This is a genomic window from Desulfurobacterium crinifex (genome assembly GCF_054656775.1).
In genome coordinates, this window is sequence record NZ_BAAHXO010000004.1 from 1,041,675 (window position 1) to 1,060,055 (window position 18,381).

The 18,381-nt window shown below is 40.2% G+C and carries 18 protein-coding genes; 14 read left to right on the top strand and 4 right to left on the bottom strand.

The genetic code is table 11. The features are described 5' to 3' along the window. Nucleotides 1-2: 2 nt before the first annotated feature. From ACYQ3A_RS07460 to ACYQ3A_RS07525, 14 genes are all read left to right on the top strand, one after another. The gene (locus tag ACYQ3A_RS07460) at nucleotides 3-959 is read left to right on the top strand and encodes a PhoH family protein (RefSeq protein ID WP_459896589.1); all 957 of its coding nucleotides are present in this window, start codon (nucleotides 3-5) and stop codon (nucleotides 957-959) included. Next, nucleotides 928-2,985, top strand: a complete 2,058-nt coding sequence (locus tag ACYQ3A_RS07465) for an HD family phosphohydrolase (protein WP_459896591.1) — start codon at nucleotides 928-930, stop codon at nucleotides 2,983-2,985. Before ACYQ3A_RS07460 ends, ACYQ3A_RS07465 begins: the two co-directional genes overlap by 32 nt. Then, nucleotides 2,948-3,313 (top strand): diacylglycerol kinase, encoded by a 366-nt coding sequence (locus ACYQ3A_RS07470; RefSeq protein ID WP_459896592.1) that lies wholly within the window; start codon nucleotides 2,948-2,950, stop codon nucleotides 3,311-3,313. The genes ACYQ3A_RS07465 and ACYQ3A_RS07470 overlap by 38 nt, the downstream gene beginning before the upstream one ends. Before the next feature lie 12 nt (nucleotides 3,314-3,325). Continuing rightward, entirely contained in the window at nucleotides 3,326-3,562 is a 237-nt protein-coding gene (locus ACYQ3A_RS07475; protein ID WP_459896593.1) for a DUF2905 domain-containing protein, read from the top strand. Next, nucleotides 3,559-4,761, top strand: a complete 1,203-nt coding sequence (locus ACYQ3A_RS07480) for a POTRA domain-containing protein (RefSeq protein WP_459896594.1) — start codon at nucleotides 3,559-3,561, stop codon at nucleotides 4,759-4,761. The genes ACYQ3A_RS07475 and ACYQ3A_RS07480 overlap by 4 nt, the downstream gene beginning before the upstream one ends. A gap of 1 nt (nucleotide 4,762) precedes the next feature. Further along, the gene (locus ACYQ3A_RS07485) at nucleotides 4,763-5,602 is read left to right on the top strand and encodes a nitrilase-related carbon-nitrogen hydrolase (RefSeq protein ID WP_459896595.1); all 840 of its coding nucleotides are present in this window, start codon (nucleotides 4,763-4,765) and stop codon (nucleotides 5,600-5,602) included. Next, nucleotides 5,592-6,431, top strand: a complete 840-nt coding sequence (locus tag ACYQ3A_RS07490; RefSeq protein ID WP_459896596.1) for an NAD+ synthase — start codon at nucleotides 5,592-5,594, stop codon at nucleotides 6,429-6,431. The genes ACYQ3A_RS07485 and ACYQ3A_RS07490 overlap by 11 nt, the downstream gene beginning before the upstream one ends. After that, on the top strand, nucleotides 6,432-7,817 hold the full coding sequence (locus tag ACYQ3A_RS07495; protein WP_459896597.1) for a TldD/PmbA family protein: 1,386 nt from the start codon (nucleotides 6,432-6,434) through the stop codon (nucleotides 7,815-7,817). Beyond that, nucleotides 7,814-8,485, top strand: a complete 672-nt coding sequence (locus ACYQ3A_RS07500) for a glutamine amidotransferase-related protein (protein WP_459896598.1) — start codon at nucleotides 7,814-7,816, stop codon at nucleotides 8,483-8,485. The genes ACYQ3A_RS07495 and ACYQ3A_RS07500 overlap by 4 nt, the downstream gene beginning before the upstream one ends. A 343-nt stretch (nucleotides 8,486-8,828) precedes the next feature. Continuing rightward, the gene (locus tag ACYQ3A_RS07505) at nucleotides 8,829-10,001 is read left to right on the top strand and encodes an efflux RND transporter periplasmic adaptor subunit (RefSeq protein WP_459896599.1); all 1,173 of its coding nucleotides are present in this window, start codon (nucleotides 8,829-8,831) and stop codon (nucleotides 9,999-10,001) included. A gap of 3 nt (nucleotides 10,002-10,004) precedes the next feature. Continuing rightward, nucleotides 10,005-13,256, top strand: a complete 3,252-nt coding sequence (locus ACYQ3A_RS07510; RefSeq protein WP_459896600.1) for an efflux RND transporter permease subunit — start codon at nucleotides 10,005-10,007, stop codon at nucleotides 13,254-13,256. Nucleotides 13,257-13,589: 333 nt separating this feature from the next. Then, entirely contained in the window at nucleotides 13,590-13,934 is a 345-nt protein-coding gene (locus tag ACYQ3A_RS07515) for a hypothetical protein (RefSeq protein ID WP_459896601.1), read from the top strand. After that, complete coding sequence (locus ACYQ3A_RS07520; protein WP_459896602.1) at nucleotides 13,934-14,647, top strand: LysM peptidoglycan-binding domain-containing protein; 714 nt, start codon at nucleotides 13,934-13,936, stop codon at nucleotides 14,645-14,647. The genes ACYQ3A_RS07515 and ACYQ3A_RS07520 overlap by 1 nt, the downstream gene beginning before the upstream one ends. After that, nucleotides 14,644-14,976 carry a DUF7132 family protein gene (locus ACYQ3A_RS07525; RefSeq protein ID WP_459896603.1) on the top strand — a complete coding sequence of 111 codons (333 nt, stop codon included), beginning with the start codon at nucleotides 14,644-14,646 and terminating at the stop codon, nucleotides 14,974-14,976. Before ACYQ3A_RS07520 ends, ACYQ3A_RS07525 begins: the two co-directional genes overlap by 4 nt. 44 nt (nucleotides 14,977-15,020) lie before the next feature. Here the strand turns inward: ACYQ3A_RS07525 and ACYQ3A_RS07530 are convergent, their stop codons facing one another. The 4 genes from ACYQ3A_RS07530 to thyX are packed head-to-tail and all read right to left on the bottom strand — an operon-like array spanning nucleotide 15,021 to nucleotide 18,236. Continuing rightward, nucleotides 15,021-16,010 carry a DHH family phosphoesterase gene (locus tag ACYQ3A_RS07530; RefSeq protein WP_459896604.1) on the bottom strand — a complete coding sequence of 330 codons (990 nt, stop codon included), beginning with the start codon at nucleotides 16,008-16,010 and terminating at the stop codon, nucleotides 15,021-15,023. Then, nucleotides 16,007-16,306, bottom strand: a complete 300-nt coding sequence (rbfA, locus tag ACYQ3A_RS07535) for a 30S ribosome-binding factor RbfA (RefSeq protein WP_459896605.1) — start codon at nucleotides 16,304-16,306, stop codon at nucleotides 16,007-16,009. Before rbfA ends, ACYQ3A_RS07530 begins: the two co-directional genes overlap by 4 nt. Further along, the gene (locus tag ACYQ3A_RS07540) at nucleotides 16,303-17,631 is read right to left on the bottom strand and encodes a TldD/PmbA family protein (protein ID WP_459896606.1); all 1,329 of its coding nucleotides are present in this window, start codon (nucleotides 17,629-17,631) and stop codon (nucleotides 16,303-16,305) included. Before ACYQ3A_RS07540 ends, rbfA begins: the two co-directional genes overlap by 4 nt. Continuing rightward, the gene (thyX, locus tag ACYQ3A_RS07545) at nucleotides 17,628-18,236 is read right to left on the bottom strand and encodes an FAD-dependent thymidylate synthase (RefSeq protein ID WP_459896607.1); all 609 of its coding nucleotides are present in this window, start codon (nucleotides 18,234-18,236) and stop codon (nucleotides 17,628-17,630) included. The genes ACYQ3A_RS07540 and thyX overlap by 4 nt, the downstream gene beginning before the upstream one ends. Between the last annotated feature and the right edge of the window lie 145 nt (nucleotides 18,237-18,381).

Genomic DNA, 18,381 nt, shown 5'->3' on the forward strand with positions numbered 1-18,381 from the left:
CGTTGATAAAGGTAACCCTTGAACTGAGTCCTGAGGATTTCTACACAATAGTTGGTCACCACGAGGAGAACCTGAAAAAAATTGCAGAAATTCTTAACGTTAAGCTTGGTTCTCGTGGCAACGAGATAATGATAAGCGGCAGCATAGAGAATGAGGAAAGAGCAAAGCAGTTTTTTAAGGAGCTTGAGGATCTGGTAAAGTCCGGTCACAAGCTTACAAAGGCTGACGTCGATATGTATATGACACAGCTTTCGGCAGGTAGAAATGCAAAGATAAAAGAGAGTGCGGAGGAGATAGTTACAACCTACAGAGGAAAGAAAATAGTTGCAAAGACACCTACTCAGCGAAAATATATTCAGGCAATCAGAGAAAATGACATTGTATTTGGGGTAGGACCTGCTGGAACAGGAAAAACTTACTTAGCAGTTGCTGCAGCAGTAGCTCACTTTAAGAAGGGAAAGATTAATAGAGTAATCCTCACAAGGCCTGCAGTTGAAGCTGGCGAAAAGCTGGGATTTCTCCCCGGAACTCTTCAGGAAAAGATAGATCCGTATCTTAAACCCCTCTACGATGCTCTGTTTGAGATGATTGAGCCTGAAAAAGTCAACTCCTTCTTAGAGAGAAACATTTTCGAGATAGCTCCTCTTGCCTACATGAGAGGAAGAACCCTTAACGATGCCTTTATCATCCTTGATGAAGCCCAGAACACAACAAGAGAACAGATGAAGATGTTCCTCACAAGGCTTGGATTTGGCTCAAAAGTTGTCATTACCGGTGACATCACCCAGATTGACTTACCTTCAAAGGAGAAATCGGGTCTTGTCGAAGCGCTTAAAATATTAAGAGGAATAAAAGGAATAGAAATTGTCGAGTTTTCCCGAGAAGACGTTGTGAGACACAGACTGGTTCAGGAGATAATTAGAGCTTATGAAGAGTATGAAAACAGACAAGGTAGCTAACTGGTATCTATACGGGCTTATTTTCCTCTGTGGCATTTTCATTACATTTGTTATGTTGCCTATTAGTTTTGTCAACGTTCCAAAACTGAAGCCCGGAGACATCAGTCCTGTAGATATTCGTTCTCCGATAAGCGTTGAAGTTGAGAATAAAAAAGCGACTGAAAAGGCAAGAGAAAAGGCAAGAAAAAGTGTTAGACCTATATTCGTTTACAGTCCTGATGTAGAAAAAAAGGTAGATAATCTCACCGAAGGGTTAAAAAACGCTTCTCCAGAAGAGAAGAAAATCATTAGAAAGCTCCTTTTCTCCTACTACAAAAGAGGAATTCTTTCCGAAACACCTGAAGGCTATGAGAAGATCGTTGTCATCACTCCTGAAGGAAGAACTGAAAGGAGAATAGAAGACTTTCTTACTAAGGAAAAACTGGAAGACCAACTGGAGAAAGATCTTTTTCTGCTCATAAAGGATAGAGAAAAGACAAATCAACTCATCAAAGAGCTTCTCCCTGCAATTCAGCCCAACTACATCTATAGTCAGAAAGAGACAGAAGCCCTGAGAAAAGAGGCTGAGTCAAAGGTAAAGCCAATTTACATTAAACTCCAAAAAGGTGAAGTAATAGTAAAAAAAGGCGAGAAAATTACTCCTGCGGAAGTAGAGAAAATAGAATTGATCAGAAAGGAAAACAGTAAAGGGAAAGATCTCAATAAATACGTATCCCTTTTCTTCCTTTCTTTGCTCCTTTTTTATGTAATGGTAAAGCTCTACAGGGTAATCAGTCCATCTGCTGTCGAGATGAAAAATATCATCTTCTCTTTCTCTGTAGTGGTTCTCGATATCTTCCTGATGAGAATCCTTACCTTCTTCTCAAAACTCCTGTTTGAAACCCTTAACATGCCGGTAGATGAAAACCTTCTTTACGTCCCCATAATCACTTCTACCATTTTTGCATCTATGTTCATAACAAAAAAAGTCGCAACGCTTCACATTCTTCCCATTTCAATAATTCCCTCATTTCTATTCTCAAAACCGGAGTTCTTCATAATTCCAATCTCAATTGGTGCTATTTTCTCCTGTTTTGACTCAAGGAAGTACAGAAGCAGAGAAATGATCTACAAAAGCGCCTTCACTGCAGGCATAGCAATAGCTGTGCTTCAGTTGATAGTTCTTATCTACTATAGGGGGTTCCAGTTCAGTCTTGAAATGGTTGTTCAGCTTGTTTTGACTCTGTTTGGAGCTCTGGTAACTGCCGTTGTAGTCAACGGTTTAAGTCCCCTTTTCATCAACATCTTTAAATTTACAACCGATATGGTCTACATGGAACTGATAAACCTTAACCATCCTCTTCTCAGAAAATTGATACTGAAAGCTCCTGGAACATATAGCCACTCTGTTATGGTTGCAACACTGGCAGAAGCAGCAGCAGAAACAATAGGAGCAAACGCACTACTTGCAAAAGCTGGTGGTCTATTCCACGACATTGGAAAGCTTAAAAATCCGCAAGGTTTCATAGAGAATCAGATAAACGGCGTTAACATACACGACAAACTTCCTCCAGAAAAGAGTGCCACTATTCTGAAATCTCATGTTGAGTATGGAGAGGAGCTCGGGAAAAAGTATGGACTACCGGAAAAGATCATTGACATAATAAAACAACATCATGGAACAAAGTTGATGAGGTACTTTTACCACAAAGCAAAGGAGCTCTACGGAGAGGAAAAGGTTGACGAGAAAAAGTTCAGATATCCGGGACCTAAACCTCAGTTCAAAGAAGCTGGAATCGTTATGGTTGCAGATACCGTGGAGGCTGCTGTAAGATCGATGAAAGATAAAGACATTAACCTTGATGAGTTCATTCACAAACTGATAATGGAAACAGTTGAAGATGGTCAGCTTAACCAGAGTGGTCTTTCACTAAAGGACATTGCTATGATAGAAAAAGTTTTCAGGAAAGTTCTCTCAGGTGTATATCATAACCGAATAGAGTACCCCGATGATAAAAGCGATAAAGAGAATAATAAGAGGGATTAGATATGCCCTGGAAGGCTGGAGTTTCGCTCTTAGAAACGATCAGCACTTTAGAATAAACTTAGCCTTAAGTCTTCTTGGAACAGTTCTTTCTCTTCTCCTCCTTTCAGGTTGTAAAGCCTTGCTGATTGCACTAATAAACTACCTTATTCTCGTTGTAGAACTTATAAACACTGCCATAGAAAGGGCAGTTGATACAGCCACAGACAAGTTTCATCCAATGGCAAAGGCAGCCAAAGATGTTGCTTCTTCTGCTGTACTGACCATAGGACTTTTTGCCATTATTGTTGATATAATCTTTTTATTACCGGCAATTATCGAAAAGTTATAATCAGGAGTTATAATGGAAGAAATTGGAAAATTACTCATATATGCTGGTGTAATTTTGATCACTGTAGGGATTTTAGTAATTGGTATATCAAAATTCGGAGGTTCCATACCTATCGGAAAACTACCGGGAGATATTTACATAAAGAAGGATAACTTTGTATTCTACTTTCCCCTTGGGACAAGCATCCTCATAAGTCTGCTTCTCTCTTTCTTTACCTTCCTTCTCTTCCTATTGGCGAGGAAACAATGAGAAAGTTAATCTTTCTTCTCCTTTTCCTTCTGATTCCAGTTAGCAGTCACTCTGAAACCATTGAAAAGATTGAAATTTATGGCCTTAAGTGGACAAAAGAAAAATTTGTAAGAAGAGAACTCCTTCTCAAGGAAGGAGATGAATTTTCAGAGGAAAAACTTAAAAAATCTATAAGGAACCTATTAAACACCCACCTTTTCTATAGGATTATTCCGGAAATAAATAAAAAAGATGAAAAAGTCACAGTCAAATTGAAAATAAAAGAACGTTTTCCCATTGTTCCGATTCCAAAATTCAGAATTAAAACTGATGAATCTTTCAGAACAGGAGTTGAGGTAAGAGATTACAACCTTGGAGGGATGGGGCATCACCTATTTGTTGGTTATACCAGATGGTTCAGGAATGAAAACGGAGAAAAAAATGCTTATCTGTACAGCAAATTTTACAAAGTTTTAGAAGATAAGATTGATATCGGTGCGGGTGTTAATTTTTTCGAAAGCCATAACAACGATTTTGTAAAGGATGGAACAACCATTGGAGAATATGATCTGAAAATCCTGAGAACAAATTTTTATCTTACAAAGTATCTGGATGCAGAAAAAATTCACAGAATAACCGCTGGCTTAAGACCGGAATTCATCCGGTATTCTGACTGGATAAGAGATATTGACGAATACTACGTAGATTTCAGTTACACTGTAGACAAAACCACAGATATGGTTTACTACACTAAGGGTAGTCTTTTCTATGTCTATGCTGAACTTGCACAGCCAATTCTATCCTCGGTTTTTACCGGAAGGCTAATAGCTTCATACAGTAACTCCGTCAGGAGAAGAGAGGTTGACACCATTACCTACGGGGTTTCTGCTGGCACAAAGGTTGGATATTCAGGAAACGGATTTATTCTAAACGCAGGAATCCCCGGCTATACATCAGAAAAAGTGGGAGGGAGAAGATTTCTCTCTTTCAACATTTCCTATCGAATGGCTGTTGTCGGTAAATCGGTATTTTTAAAACCTACCATTGCCGGTGGAGATGCGTTCAGTAATAAACCAGATGATCTTCTCCTCAGTCCTGGAATAGAGATAGAGGCTTTCTGGGCAAAGTTAGTAGATGGTATCATTAGGTTTAGAATTTTTAAGGGTATCGGGAATGGAAGTGATACTCAAACCTCTCTAAAATTTGGCTTCAGGTGGTAGTATGAGGGTCTCTGTAGTCCAGTTCAAATCCCGGCTGGGTGACGTAGATACAAACCTTGAAAAGACAGTAGCTTTTGTGAAGGATGCAATAAAGGAAGGAGCTGAGCTTTGCCTTTTCCCAGAACTTTCCCTGACAGGCTACAACCTGCAGGATCTTACTTTTGAAGTTGCCTTGAAAAGAGATGATAAGAGGCTGATACCACTTCTGGAGCTCAGCAGAAAAGCTGGAATCATAGTTGGTTTAATAGAAGAAGATGAAAACCACGTTTTTTACAACTCAGCTTTCTACTTAAAAGACGGTGAAATCAAACACATTCATAGAAAGGTCTATCTTCCCACTTATGGGATGTTTGACGAGGGAAGATTTACAGGGTGCGGAAGAAAGGTTGACTCATTTGAAACAGGATATGGAAAAGGTTCAGTACTTATCTGTGAAGATCTCTGGCACTTTTCAAATCTTTATCTCGCATTTCTTCAGGGAGTGAAGTTTGTCTTCGCTCTTTCCTCGAGCCCGGGGAGGGGTTACAAGGACGCAAGGATGTTCGGTAATGCAGAAGTCTGGATGAATATGGGAGAATTCTACTCAAGAATGATGGGAACTTACTTCTTCTATGCCAACAGGGTTGGTGTTGAAGACGGATTTGTATTTTCTGGTAAATCTTTTATTACCGATCCTTATGGAAGGATAATTGCTGAAGCTTCAAGCTTTGAGGAAGAGATCTTAACTGTTGATGTCGATGAATCCCTCATAAGATCTGCTCGCATCAATCTGCCTCTTCTAAGGGATGAAAAACCTGAAATTGTATTAGAAAATCTGCGGAGAATTCTCAATGAAGGATAGATTGATTGAACTCCTGAAGATAGAAGATAAAGAGTTCATAAGAAACGTCTTAATCCACTTCATCCGGGAAGAGTTTCACAAAGCGGGATTCAGAAAGGCAGTTATAGGTATATCTGGCGGTGTTGACTCTGCTCTTTCCGCTTTCCTGGCAGTTATGGCTCTGGGAAAGGAGAACGTAATTGGAATATCCATGCCTTACAAGACCAGTTCTCAAATCTCCATAGAGGATGCAAGGCTTGTGGCAGAAGTTCTGGGAATTGAGTTTCACGAAATAGACATAACTCCCCAGGTAGACGCCTACTATGAAAGATTTCCAGACGCAGACAACATAAGACGTGGCAACAAGATGGCAAGAGAAAGGATGAGCATCCTCTACGATTTTGCCCACTGGAAAGGAGCTTTAGTTCTTGGAACGAGTAACAAGAGTGAACTTCTCATAGGATACTCCACCCGCTGGGGAGATGGTGCCCACGATATCAACCCCCTTGGGGATCTCTATAAGACTCAGGTCTGGGAAATGGCCGAGTTTGTTGGAGTTCCTGAAAGGATAGTAAAGAAAAAACCTTCTGCTGATCTCTGGCCTGGACAAACAGATGAAGGAGAAATTGGCCTTTCCTACCACCTTCTTGACCAGATTCTTGTGGGATACGTTGATCTTAGACTAAGGGAAGAGGAACTCATCAAAGCCGGATACAGTGAACAGGTTGTGAAGAAAGTCTTAAAGATGGTTCAAAGATCTCAGTATAAGAGAAAAGTGCCTATAATTTGCAAAATTGCCCAGAGGACTGTTGATAAAGATTTCCTCTATTTTAGAGACTGGGGGCTGTAAATGGTTCTGGATTTCAAGGAGCTTGGAGTTTTCGGAGCAAGGGAGCTGAAGAAAAAGGGTGCAGACTACGGTGACCTCTTCTTTGAAAAGAGATTTACTTTTTCAGCCAGATGCGAAGAAAACAAAATAGAAAACGTCTCCTGCGGAATAGAAATTGGAGTGGGAATAAGGTATGTCAAAAACTTTAAAACCTACTATGGTTTTACAAATAAACTTACAGAAGAATCAATAAGAGAAGTAATTGAAAACCTTGCTTCTGCATCCTCATCCGAAAAAGAGGTTGTTCTTGATTTCAACATGAAGGAACAGCGCTATTCAAAGCTCGTTAACAGTATGGATTTTGATGTTCCTGTTGAGAAAAAGATAGAGCTTCTTTTAAGGGCAAACGAAGAGGCAAGATCTCACGGAGATAGAATAAAGCAGGTTACCGTTGTTCTAAGGGATTCTATACAGGAAGTAACAATTGTTAATACAAACGGAGATATTGTTGAAGACGTAAGACCGAGAGTAGTCTTTTACACTCTTGTAGTTGCTTCAGATGGAAGGATTCTCCAAACAGGTTATGAGCCAGTAGGACATTTGGGAGACTATTCCCTTTTTGAGAAGTATCCACCTGAAAAGATAGCAAAATTAGCTGCAGAAAGAGCTTTAAAAATGCTCAAAGCAAAACCTGCACCAGCAGGAAAGTTTACAGTGGTAATCTCCTCAAAAGCTGGTGGAACAATGATTCATGAAGCTGTGGGACACGGTCTTGAGGCAGATCTTGCAAATCAGGGTTTATCAGTTTACTCAGGTAAGATCGGACAGAAGGTAGCTTCTGAACTTATAACTGTAATTGATGATGGAACAATGCCTGAGAAATATGGTTCTTCTGGATATGACGACGAAGGGGTTCCTACACAGAAAAATATTCTGATAGAAAACGGCATCCTCAGAGGTTTCATGTGCGACCTAACAGAAGCAATGAAATCAGGAGAGTTCTCCACAGGTAATGGTAGAAGGCAATCCTATATGCACGTTCCGATTCCAAGAATGACAAATACTTACATAGCTCCCGGTGATACCGATCCAGAGGAAATAATAAGGGATACAAAAAATGGAATACTTGTTGTGAAAATGGGTGGAGGTCAGGTAAACACCGTCAATGGTGATTTCATATTTGAGGTTTCGGAAGGGTATTTGATTGAGAATGGTGAAGTGACAGAACCTATAAGAGGAGTTTCTCTCATAGGAAACGGTCCAAAAGTGTTACAACAAATAGATGCCGTAGGTAACGATCTTGGATTTGCCATCGGTACGTGTGGCAAGGACGGTCAGGGAGTTCCTGTTTCGGACGGGCTACCCACAATTAGAATTCCAGAGATTACAGTCGGGGGAACGAAATGAAAGTCCTTGCTGTTAAAAACATAGAAATTGAAGGTTTGGGAAGTTTCAAAGAGAGCTTTGAAAAAAGGGGAGTCGAGGTTTACGAAATAGAAGCTTTTAAAGGAGAAACAGCAGATCCAGAGAAGTTTGATATTCTGGTTATTCTTGGTGGCCCTATGGGGGTCTATGAAGAGGGAAAGTATCCATTCCTGAAGTACGAGAAAGAACTAATAGAGCAGTTTTACAAGTCAGGTAAGAAAGTTTTGGGAGTGTGTCTTGGAGCTCAACTGATTGCAAACACATTTGGAGCAAACGTTTACAAAGGTAAGTTTGGAAAAGAGATAGGCTGGGACTTTATCTATCCTCAGGATCACCTTGAAATAATCTACCAGAACGAAATAGAGGTCTTCCACTGGCACGGAGATACCTTTGACCTTCCAGAATGTGCTGTGAGAATGGCTTCCTCAGTAAAGTATAGAAATCAGGCTTTCAGAATTGGCAACCAGGTAGTAGGACTTCAGTTCCACTTAGAGATAACACCTGAGGATCTGGAAAAGTGGATTGATGCATACAGAGAAGAACTCGAAACCGAAAAGATTCCTCCAGAAGAGCTCATGGCAGATGAAAGAAAGTGGAAAAGGTTGAAACTCTATACTGACGTTTTTGTTGATTACTTCTTAAAGCTGTAACAAGTTATTATCCTGCTAACTGCTTCCTCTCTTCGCTTGCGTACCCTACCTTATTCTCCACTTTCTTTGGGTTTGTTTGTCATTGCCGAAATACCCACTCTGTTATGAGTAACTTAAGGGACATTGTTCAAATAGCAACGTTTTTCCTATCGGTGAGCTTTATCGGGAACGCAGGGTGTGTTTGAAGTGTATTATACTTCAGATATACGGGCTTTCATCTCCTCTTTTATACGGGAGGGGTCTTCCTGTCTCCGAAAAGATAAAGTTCATCTGATACTTGACATGGTAATAAATTCTAATAAGATAATGATTCCTACCATAACCGGGATAGAGAGGTAGCAAAATGGTAAGAAAGTTGATCTTGGCCATGACAGTACTTACCCTCACTGTTTCATGCGGTAAAGAAGAAGAAAAAGTTCAGCCTGTGGAAATTAAAACAGTCCAGGGGGTAAAAGTTTCCACCGTTGAAACGCTTAAGCTGGAAAAAACAGACTCCTTTTCAGGAACGGTAATCCCTGACAAGCAAATAATGATTTCTCCAAAAGTTGTCGGTTACCTGAAAGAAATAAGGGTGAAAGCTGGTGATAAGGTGAAAAAAGGAGAAATCCTTGCTGTAATTGAAAGTTCTGACATTAGACCTGATGTTGAGAAAGCAAAAGCAGGTCTGAAAGAGATAGATGCTGCTTTAAAAGAAATAGAGAAGGCTATAGAAGAAGTTAAAGCCTTAAAATCAGCTGCGGAGGCCAACTACGAGTTTGCGAAAAGAACCTATGAAAGATTCCGGAAACTTCACGAGGCTGATGCTGTTTCAGAACAACAGTTTGATGAAGTGAAAACAAAGTTTGAAGCTGCAAAATCAAACCTGAAAGCAATTGAAGCAAAAGAAGCACAGCTTCTTGAGAAGAAGAACGGGCTTTTGGCGAAAAAAGAACAGGTAAGGGCTGACCTGGCGAAAGCCTCTGCCCACCTTGCATATACCTATCTTAAATCTCCAGTAAACGGTGTTGTTCTTCAGAAGTTAATTGATAAAGGCAACTTGGTTACCCCGCAAACACCTGTATTTCAAGTGGGATCCTATCCTTTAAAAGTTCGTGCATTCATAGATAACTCTTACGCTGGAAAGATTAAAACTGGAGATATTTTGAAGGTAAAGATCGGTGGCAAAGAGTTCAGTGGAAAAGTGACAGAAGTTGATAGAAGCGCTGATCCACTTTCTCACAAGTTTGGGATAAAAGTGGAAATAGGCTCTGCTGACGCTATTCCAGGAACTTACGCGGTTGTTGAAATCCCTATAAAAACAGAGGAAGAATTGGTAATTCCAATCTCTGCTATTTACAGGGTTGGAGCAATTGAATATGTCTTTGTGGTTAAGGATGGTATTGCCAATCTTAGAGTTATTAAAACAGGAGAAAGAATTGGAGACAAGGTTGTAGTTCTCTCTGGACTCCATAGAGGAGAAAGGATTGCTACTTCTGGCATCAATAAACTCTGCGACGGAGCAAGAGTAGAGGGGTAAGAAATGAAAAACATTGATCTTGGAATAGCAGGAAACATAGCTAGGAAGTTCATAACATCGAAACTAACGCCTCTATTTCTCTTAGCTTCAATTCTTATAGGGCTTGCGGCAATTGTTTTGACTCCTAAGGAAGAAGAGCCTCAAATAGTTGTTCCAATGGTTGACGTCTTCATTCCCTACCCAGGAGCTTCTGCTAAGGAAGTGGAAAAAAAGGTATCTACAGAATTTGAAAAACTCATCTGGGAAATAAAGGGAATGGATTATGTCTACTCCATATCCAAGCCGGGTATGTCTCTCATTATTGCAAGGTTTAAAGTTGGCGAGGATATGGAGGATGCTCTCGTTAGGCTTTACAACAAGTTAATGTCAAACATGGATAAACTCCCTCCGGGGGCGAGGCAACCTCTGGTTAAACCTATGGATATTAACGATGTTCCGATTATCTCTCTTACTCTCTGGAGCGATAAAAAGACTCCTTATGAACTCAGACAGATAGCAAAGGAGCTCTGCCTCCAGCTTAAACAGGTGGAAGACGTCTCAAAAACATGGATAATTGGTGGAGATACAAGAAGATACAAGGTTTTGATAGATAGAGATAAGCTTAAAAACTACCATCTCTCTCTCCTTCAGGTGGTTCAGGCAATAAGATCTGCAAACCTAAAGCTTCCAGCAGGAAATATTGTTGAAAACAACACAGAGTTTCCTGTAGAAGCAGGAGAGTTCATAAAAACCATAGACGACCTGAAAAACGTAGTTGTAGCAGTTTACAATGGAAAACCCGTTTACCTTAAAGACGTTGCTAAAGTTGTTGACGCTCCAATTGACCCTGAAAACTACGTCTTCATTGGATTTGGACCCCATGCAGAAAAGCAAGAAGTTAGCAGAGAGTTTATAAAAGAACATGGTAACCAGTTCCCAGCAGTAACCATTGCTATTGCCAAAAAGAAAGGGACAAACGCAGTTACTGTAGCAGAAGAGATCTTAGAAAAATTTGAAGATATTAAATCCAAAATCCTTCCTTCAGACGTTCACGTTACAGTTACGAGAAATTACGGTAAAACTGCTCAGGATAAGTTTGATGAACTTATGTTCCACCTCGGAGTTGCCATTTTCGCAGTTGTTATCTTCATCGGACTCACCCTTGGTATAAAAGAGGCTTTCGTTGTATCGATCGCCATTCCAACAACCCTTGCACTAACGCTTTTTGTTGACCTGTTAACAGGATACACACTAAACAGGGTTACTCTCTTTGCCCTTATCTTCACCCTTGGTCTCTTGGTTGACGATGCCATTGTTGTTGTTGAGAACATCCATAGACACCTAAAGCTCAAGCAGATGCCTCCGCTGCAGGCCGCAATCTATGCTGTAGCAGAAGTTGGTAACCCTACAATCCTTGCAACCTTTACAGTTATTGCTGCCCTTCTTCCAATGGCATTTGTTAGCGGTCTCATGGGACCATACATGAGGCCAATTCCAGTTAACGCTTCAATTGCAATGTTCTTTTCACTAATAGTTGCCTTTGTCATATCCCCATGGGCAGCTTACTACCTTCTCAGAAAAGAAGCAGAGAAGGAAGAAGAAAAGTTTGAACTCGAGAAAACTCCTACTTACAGGATCTACAACAAGCTCGTTAGACCACTCCTGGATTCTGCAGTTAAAAGATGGGCTTTTCTTTTAGGAGTTCTCCTTCTCATGGCCGGTTCAGTTTTTATGTTCTACACAAAAGCTGTAGTTGTTAAGCTTTTACCTTTCGACAACAAGAGTGAATTTCAAGTTGTGGTCGATATGCCTGAGGGAACATCCCTTGAGGAGACTGCAAGAGTTACAAAGGCAATTGCCAACTACATTGCAACAATTCCAGAGGTTACAGATTACGAAATGTACATAGGTACAGCTTCACCGTTTGATTTCAACGGTCTTGTCAGACACTACTACCTCAGACAGGGTGGATACGTAGCTGACATAAGGATCAATCTCATCGATAAGCACGAAAGAAAACGTCAATCTCATGACATTGCCAAAGAGGAAAGGCCAAAAATCCAAGAAGTTGCAAAAGCCGTTAATCCAGATGCCAATGTAAAGATAGTTGAAGTCCCTCCAGGACCTCCAGTCCTTTCAACCTTAGTTGCGGAGATTTACGGCAAAGATGATGATGTCAGAAGAAGAATTGCTGAACAGATTGCTCAAATATTCAGAGAAACTCCGGGAGTAGTTGACGTAGATACTCTTGTGGATGCAGACCACTACAAATATGAGGTAAAAATAAACAAGAAAAAGGCGAGGGAATCTGGCATAACAGAAGAGCAAATAGCTCAAACAATAAGTATTGCTCTGCAAGGAGCTTCTGTTAGTGTTGCTCACACAGACTATGACTCCGACCCAGTCTCCATCTTCGTTAGGCTACCCAGACATCAAAGGGAAAAAGTAGAGGATATTCTTAACCTTTCTGTAATGAACAGGGAGGGAAAACTAATTCCTCTCAGAGAAATAGCTACAGTAGTTAAAGTGCCTGCAGATAAGACTATCTACCATAAGAATCTCCACCCAGTCTCCTACGTTATTGGAGATGTGGCTGGGAAGTATGAAGCTCCAATATACCCAATACTTGCAATCAACAAATACCTTTCTGAAAATCCTCTACCAGAAGGTTATAAGATCGAATACACATTTATACCTCCATCAATGCCAAAGAGTGACTTTAAACCTATGATGAAGTGGGATGGAGAGTGGCAGATTACCTATGAGACCTTTAGAGATATGGGAGCAGCCTTTATGGTTGCTCTGATTCTCATCTATCTCCTGATAGTAGGGCAGTTTCAGTCCTTTATTATTCCAATGGTGATCATGATTCCTATTCCTCTGACGATGATTGGTATTGTTCCCGGACACTGGCTAATGACACAGATACTTGGAAAGACTACATACTTTACTGCAACTTCAATGATAGGTTTCATTGCACTTGCCGGTATCGTCGTTAGAAACTCCATCATCCTTGTTGACTTTATTCTGATGAAAAAACGAGAGGGAGCTCCTCTGAAAGATTCCATAATCGAAGCTGGAGCAGTTAGATTCAGGCCAATTGTACTTACAGCAGCTGCTGCTATGGTTGGTGCAGCTGTTATCCTGCTGGATCCTATCTTCCAGGGACTGGCAGTATCCCTTCTTTTTGGTGTTTTTGCTTCAACAACGCTAACACTGATTGTAATTCCGGTAATATACTACATGCTTGAGAAGAGAAACTGGGAGAGACTTTAATTTTTTTCGCCCCTTGTGGGGCGAATTCGTCTTTGAAATCAATCCTCGTTACTTGTTACCTGTTACTCATCACTCGGTATTCCTCTTCAAAAACTGCTAAAACGTTTCCTACTTCTTTAAACAAGGAATTTTAATGAACAGTAAGTAGTGAATGGTAAGCAGAGTAAGTGGTGAGAAGTTACTGTTCACAGTTCACCATTCACAGTTACGAACGGGAAATTTAACAACTTTTGAACTGAATACCCTTGAACTGAGTATCCTTTAATTTTCCGGATATATATCTTAATTTTAATTATGTTATAATTTTTCCAAAGAATTAAGCTGGGAGGAGCTATGAAAAAATTGATAATGGGTGTAATCATCTTAGGCATATCCCTATCTTCTTCAACTACTTTCGCGGGTGTTTGCAGTACAAAACCTGAAGCTGAGTCAAAGACAGAAACGCTTCCTGTAAAGTACAAGAAGCTAAAAGCAGAAAATGAAGAACTTAAAGAAAAACTCCAAAACTGCATGGAAGAAAAGGAAACTGTAAGAGCAGAGATTTCCAGACTGGAATCAGAAATAGATCAGCTTGAAATGATAAAGGTAGAGCTCCAGAATAAGCTGAGATCTTATCCATCGAAAGAGGAACTCTTGATTAAAATTCAAAATTTAGAGAATGACTTAGGGAGGGAATAATGAGAAAATTGATAACAGCTTTATCTATAGCTTTATTTGTTAATATTTCTGGTGTACAAGCTGGGTGTCCTTCTCCAACTGAAGAGTATGTCCTCTATCCACCTGATTTTGCGTTCTATCCAGAGTCCTTGATAAAAGCGTATAAAAAAGCAAAAGCAGAGCACGAAGAATTACTGGCGAAACTGGAAAAATGCAAGAAGGAATTGTCTCTTCTCAAAGCCAAAGAGACTGAGTTGAGAGAACGTTATGGAGCTCTTTCTTCAGAAGTTGAACAGCTTAGAAGAGAAATTGCAGAAAGGGAAGCTCTCCTTGAAAAGCTTCGCAGACTTGAAGAAATGGCAAGATCGAAAGTCGGAAAATGTGAAGAGCTCCTCCAGAAATGGGAAGCACTTCCCAAGAACTACATTGTTAAGAAAGGGGATACTCTCTGGGGAATTGCTGCAAAAGACTTCATTTATGGCGACCCATGGCAATGGCCTCTCATATTTAAGGCGAACAGAGACAAGATCAAGAATCCGCATCTTATATTCCCAAGGCAGAACCTCAAAATACCAAGAGACATTACCTGTCAGGATATCATAGAAGCCAGAAGAAAAGCTCTAAAAACTCCTCCACCTCTTGGAGTAAAACCGAAGAAAGTAGGACCAGTTAAAGCAGAGGAAGTTCCTAAAACAGCTACTGATTATTTCCTCTGCAAAGGTTGCAAAAAATGAAAGTGAAGGAAAGCACAGAACTTAGGCTTCAAAAAGTTGTAACCAAAAGTGGAGTGGAGCTGTGGAGAATAGTTATTTCTCCCAGCCATTTCTTCTTAGAACAGAATCCTGAAAAACCGAGTAAGTATGGAGTTGCTTATAAAGAACTCAAGAAGCTTTATCCTGATTTTTATATGTTCTGGGAAATAAAGGACAACAAGTACACCGGTAGGCTTCTAACGGGAACATTTCTCGAGAAAGAGGACATCGATAAGTTCATTTCATCTGTACTGAAGAACGAAAATTACAAAGAATATGAAGACTTCAAGGATGAAATTACAGAAATCTAACGTTGCCTGCTCTTAAAGAGCAGGCACTTTAATGTATCTTAAAATCAACTTTTGATTTTTTCGAACTCTGCAGACTCAAGGGCTAACTCTAATTCCTGGAAGAGTTTCTCCTTTATATCTTTTAATGAGCCTTTTGCCTCGAAACCTGCTGCCATTTTGTGTCCCCCTCCACCAAGCTTTTTAGCAACTTCCGCCACATTTACGTTTCCTTTGGAACGGAGAGATACTTTCCAGTTATCCTGTTCTATCTCTTTGAAGAATACTGCAACTTCAACACCCATTATGGAGCGGGGATAGTTTATGAATCCTTCAGATTCTTCAGGATAAGCACCTGTCTCTTCTAAGAATCGTTTAAAAAGTGTTATATGGGCAACTTTATTTCCGACGGCAAAGTCAAGTGTTTTCAGCACGAGCTCTAAAAGTTTAAACCTATTTATTCTGTTTCTCTCATAGATTTTCTTTGTCACTAAATAGGGATTGATTCCTTTTTCTATCAGTTCAGCAGCAACTGTGTGAGTTCTTGGAGATGTGTTGTTGTAACTGAACCCCCCTGTATCTGTAACGATTCCTGTGTATATGGGAAGGGCGACCGGATATCCTATGAGAGCTGGATCGATCAGTTTCATTATCTCGTAAGAGAGTTCACAGGTACTGGATATTTCTGGTTCGACAATTGAGTAATCAGTGAAAGGCTCTGCTGTTATGTGATGATCAATTACTATCGATTTCCTTGCCGGTATATTTTCAAAGCCCGTTCTTTTGGGTTCGGAAACGTCTGTAATGATAACCCAGTCGAACTCTTCTGTTATTTCCTCAGCTACATCTATTTCTTCAATGCCGGGAAGGAAGTCGAAAAAGAAAGGTATCCTGTCCCTGTATATTACCTTTACGTTTTTTCCCAGCCGTTTTAGATAGTTGTACCAGCCAAGGGAACTTCCTATTGCATCTCCGTCAGGGTTTTTGTGAGTTGTTATCAAAATTTTTCCCTGTAGATCCCTTATAAGATTTGCAATCTCTTCTCTTGATAGGTTCATAGTAGATCTCCTAAGGATATGACAAACTCTGGTCTTGGAACAACTCTCAATTTTAATCTCTTGCCAAGAATATGGTGGATATAACCGGCAGCTCTGTTGAGTATCTCAAGTGCTTTTAATGCATCCTCTTTTCTCAGAGCGGAAATGAAAACTGTTGCTCTGCTACCATCTTTTGAGAGATGGACGTCATGAACTGTAACAAAAACGTTGTCCGGCAAATCAATTTCAGTTCTTATGATGTCTGAAAGCTCCCTTATTAAGAGGGATCTTAGCCTCTCTCTTCTTCTCTCTTTCATTCTCCACTCACAGTTAGTGATTTAACAAGTACTGAGGGGCTGCAAATGTTTCCAAGCCACCTCTGGTCTCTTCCAATTTCTGTTATGCCATTAAGAAGCTCCTTAATGTTTCCAGCAACGGTCATTCCTGTAACAGGTTGAACTTTTTCACCGTCCTTGAAGTATATACCGCTTATACCGATGGAGAACTCGCCAGATATAGGATTTATTGTGTGAATTCCCATGGCATCTGTTATTAACAGAACCTCTTCAGGAGTTTTTATCAGCTCTTCCAGTCCTAAAGCTCCCTTTTCAACAACTAAGTTTGTAATTCCGGGTTGAGGAAGTGACGATAAAGAAGCTCTTATTCCATTTCCGGTTGGCTTCATACCAAGTTTCTTTGCCGAATAGATATCTAAAAGAAAGTTTTTCAGAGTACCCCTTTCAATGATTGCTTTTTTTCTGGTAGCAACTCCTTCATCATCAAAAGGCATTGTTCCCATTCCGTCTTTCTGGGTGGGGTCATCGTAAAGGTTAAGTACATGGTTTGCTATTTCGTATCCAAGCTTATCTGCAAAAAGGGATTTTCCTCTCAGGACGTTATTCCCAAGGAATACAGGAGATAGAGCCTCTATGATCTCTGCAAATACCGTGTTTTTGAAAATTACGGAAATTTTCTTTGTCTTTAAAGGTTTTGCTCCAAGGAGCTCTACAGCATTCTCTGCTGCCCTGACTGCTACAAGATCCACATTGAGATCGGTAAAGTACCTTTTAACGTCATAGTCCCAGCCCATTTGTGATTCGCCATTCTCTTCTGCTGCAAGAAGAACACTTAAAGCAAAGCTTGAATTTGTGTAACTGAAACTGTGATCATTTGAGTTGTAGTAGTAAACCGTTGAAATGGAGTCACTGTAAGAAGCTTTTCTTACCCTTTTAACCCTTGGATCGAAAGAATAGACCTTGGATTCCAGTTCCAGCGCAAGGTCTATCTTTTTTTCAGTTGGGATTTCTTCGTACCGTTCATCATAGAGAAGAAAATCGAGGGAATTACTGACAGGCATGGAAAATGAATAATCATCTGGAGAAGCACTTTTAGCATTCTCTCTTGCGCATTCAATAGCAATTCTTATGCCTTCATCTGAAACATCAGTTGTGTAGGCAAAACCCAACTTTCCGTTTACAACAGCTCTTATGGCCAGTCCTTTTTTTACGGGAACTTTTATCTTCTCGACTTTTCCTTCCTTCACTTCGACTGTAAAACCTGAAGATTCAACAGCGTAGATGTCAAAGTTTTCAACATCCTGTTTCTTCAGTATCCCTGCTGTTTTCTCTATCAGTTTTATCATTTTTCCTCCTTACAAAGAGAGGCAAAGTAAGCTCTTACCTCTTCTGGTCTGCCACAGCTCTTTTTCCCTTCTGTGCAATAACCAAGATGGTAGCAGTTCGGTCCCACATCTTTAAAAAGTTCTGGATATTTGCTCTGTAATAATTTAAGCATTTCTATGGCCATTTTCCTGATTTCCCACTGAGCTCGTGTGCAGGTTCTCAGTCTCAGGAAGTGAACCAGTTCTTCACCGTTCATTGTGAAAACGATTCTTGTTGTGCAAGCATTGGGGAGAACGAACCTTGCATCCTCTTTTGGAACACCTTCCTCAACCAAGGCCTCATAAAATCTGCCAATGAAAGCCATGAGGTCATCGTAACTGTACTTTTTACCCTCTATCTCAACCGTTTTCTCTTTAACAGAATCTGGGGTAACGTAGGGAAAGTTTTTCATCGCGACATATCTCTGGGATTGCTGGCTGTAAGATGCTGGTCTATGTCTCACAAGCTGATGGGAGCAAGCTCTTGATATTCCATCAACTAAGAACGTAAAGTGAGCGTGTCTCAAGAGTGTTTCTTTACTTTCATTCAGTTGGGGTATGTTTTCTGAAAGTAGAAGAACTTTCATTGTTAAACTCCTTTTAAAGTATGGAGAGGGAAATTATACGTTATAACTATACTATAGTTGATAACATCCTAAAGTTAAGATTAAAGCACCTTGAGAAGGTGCTCAAAACAAGTTACTATGAAGGGATATCGGATATAATCGGGAA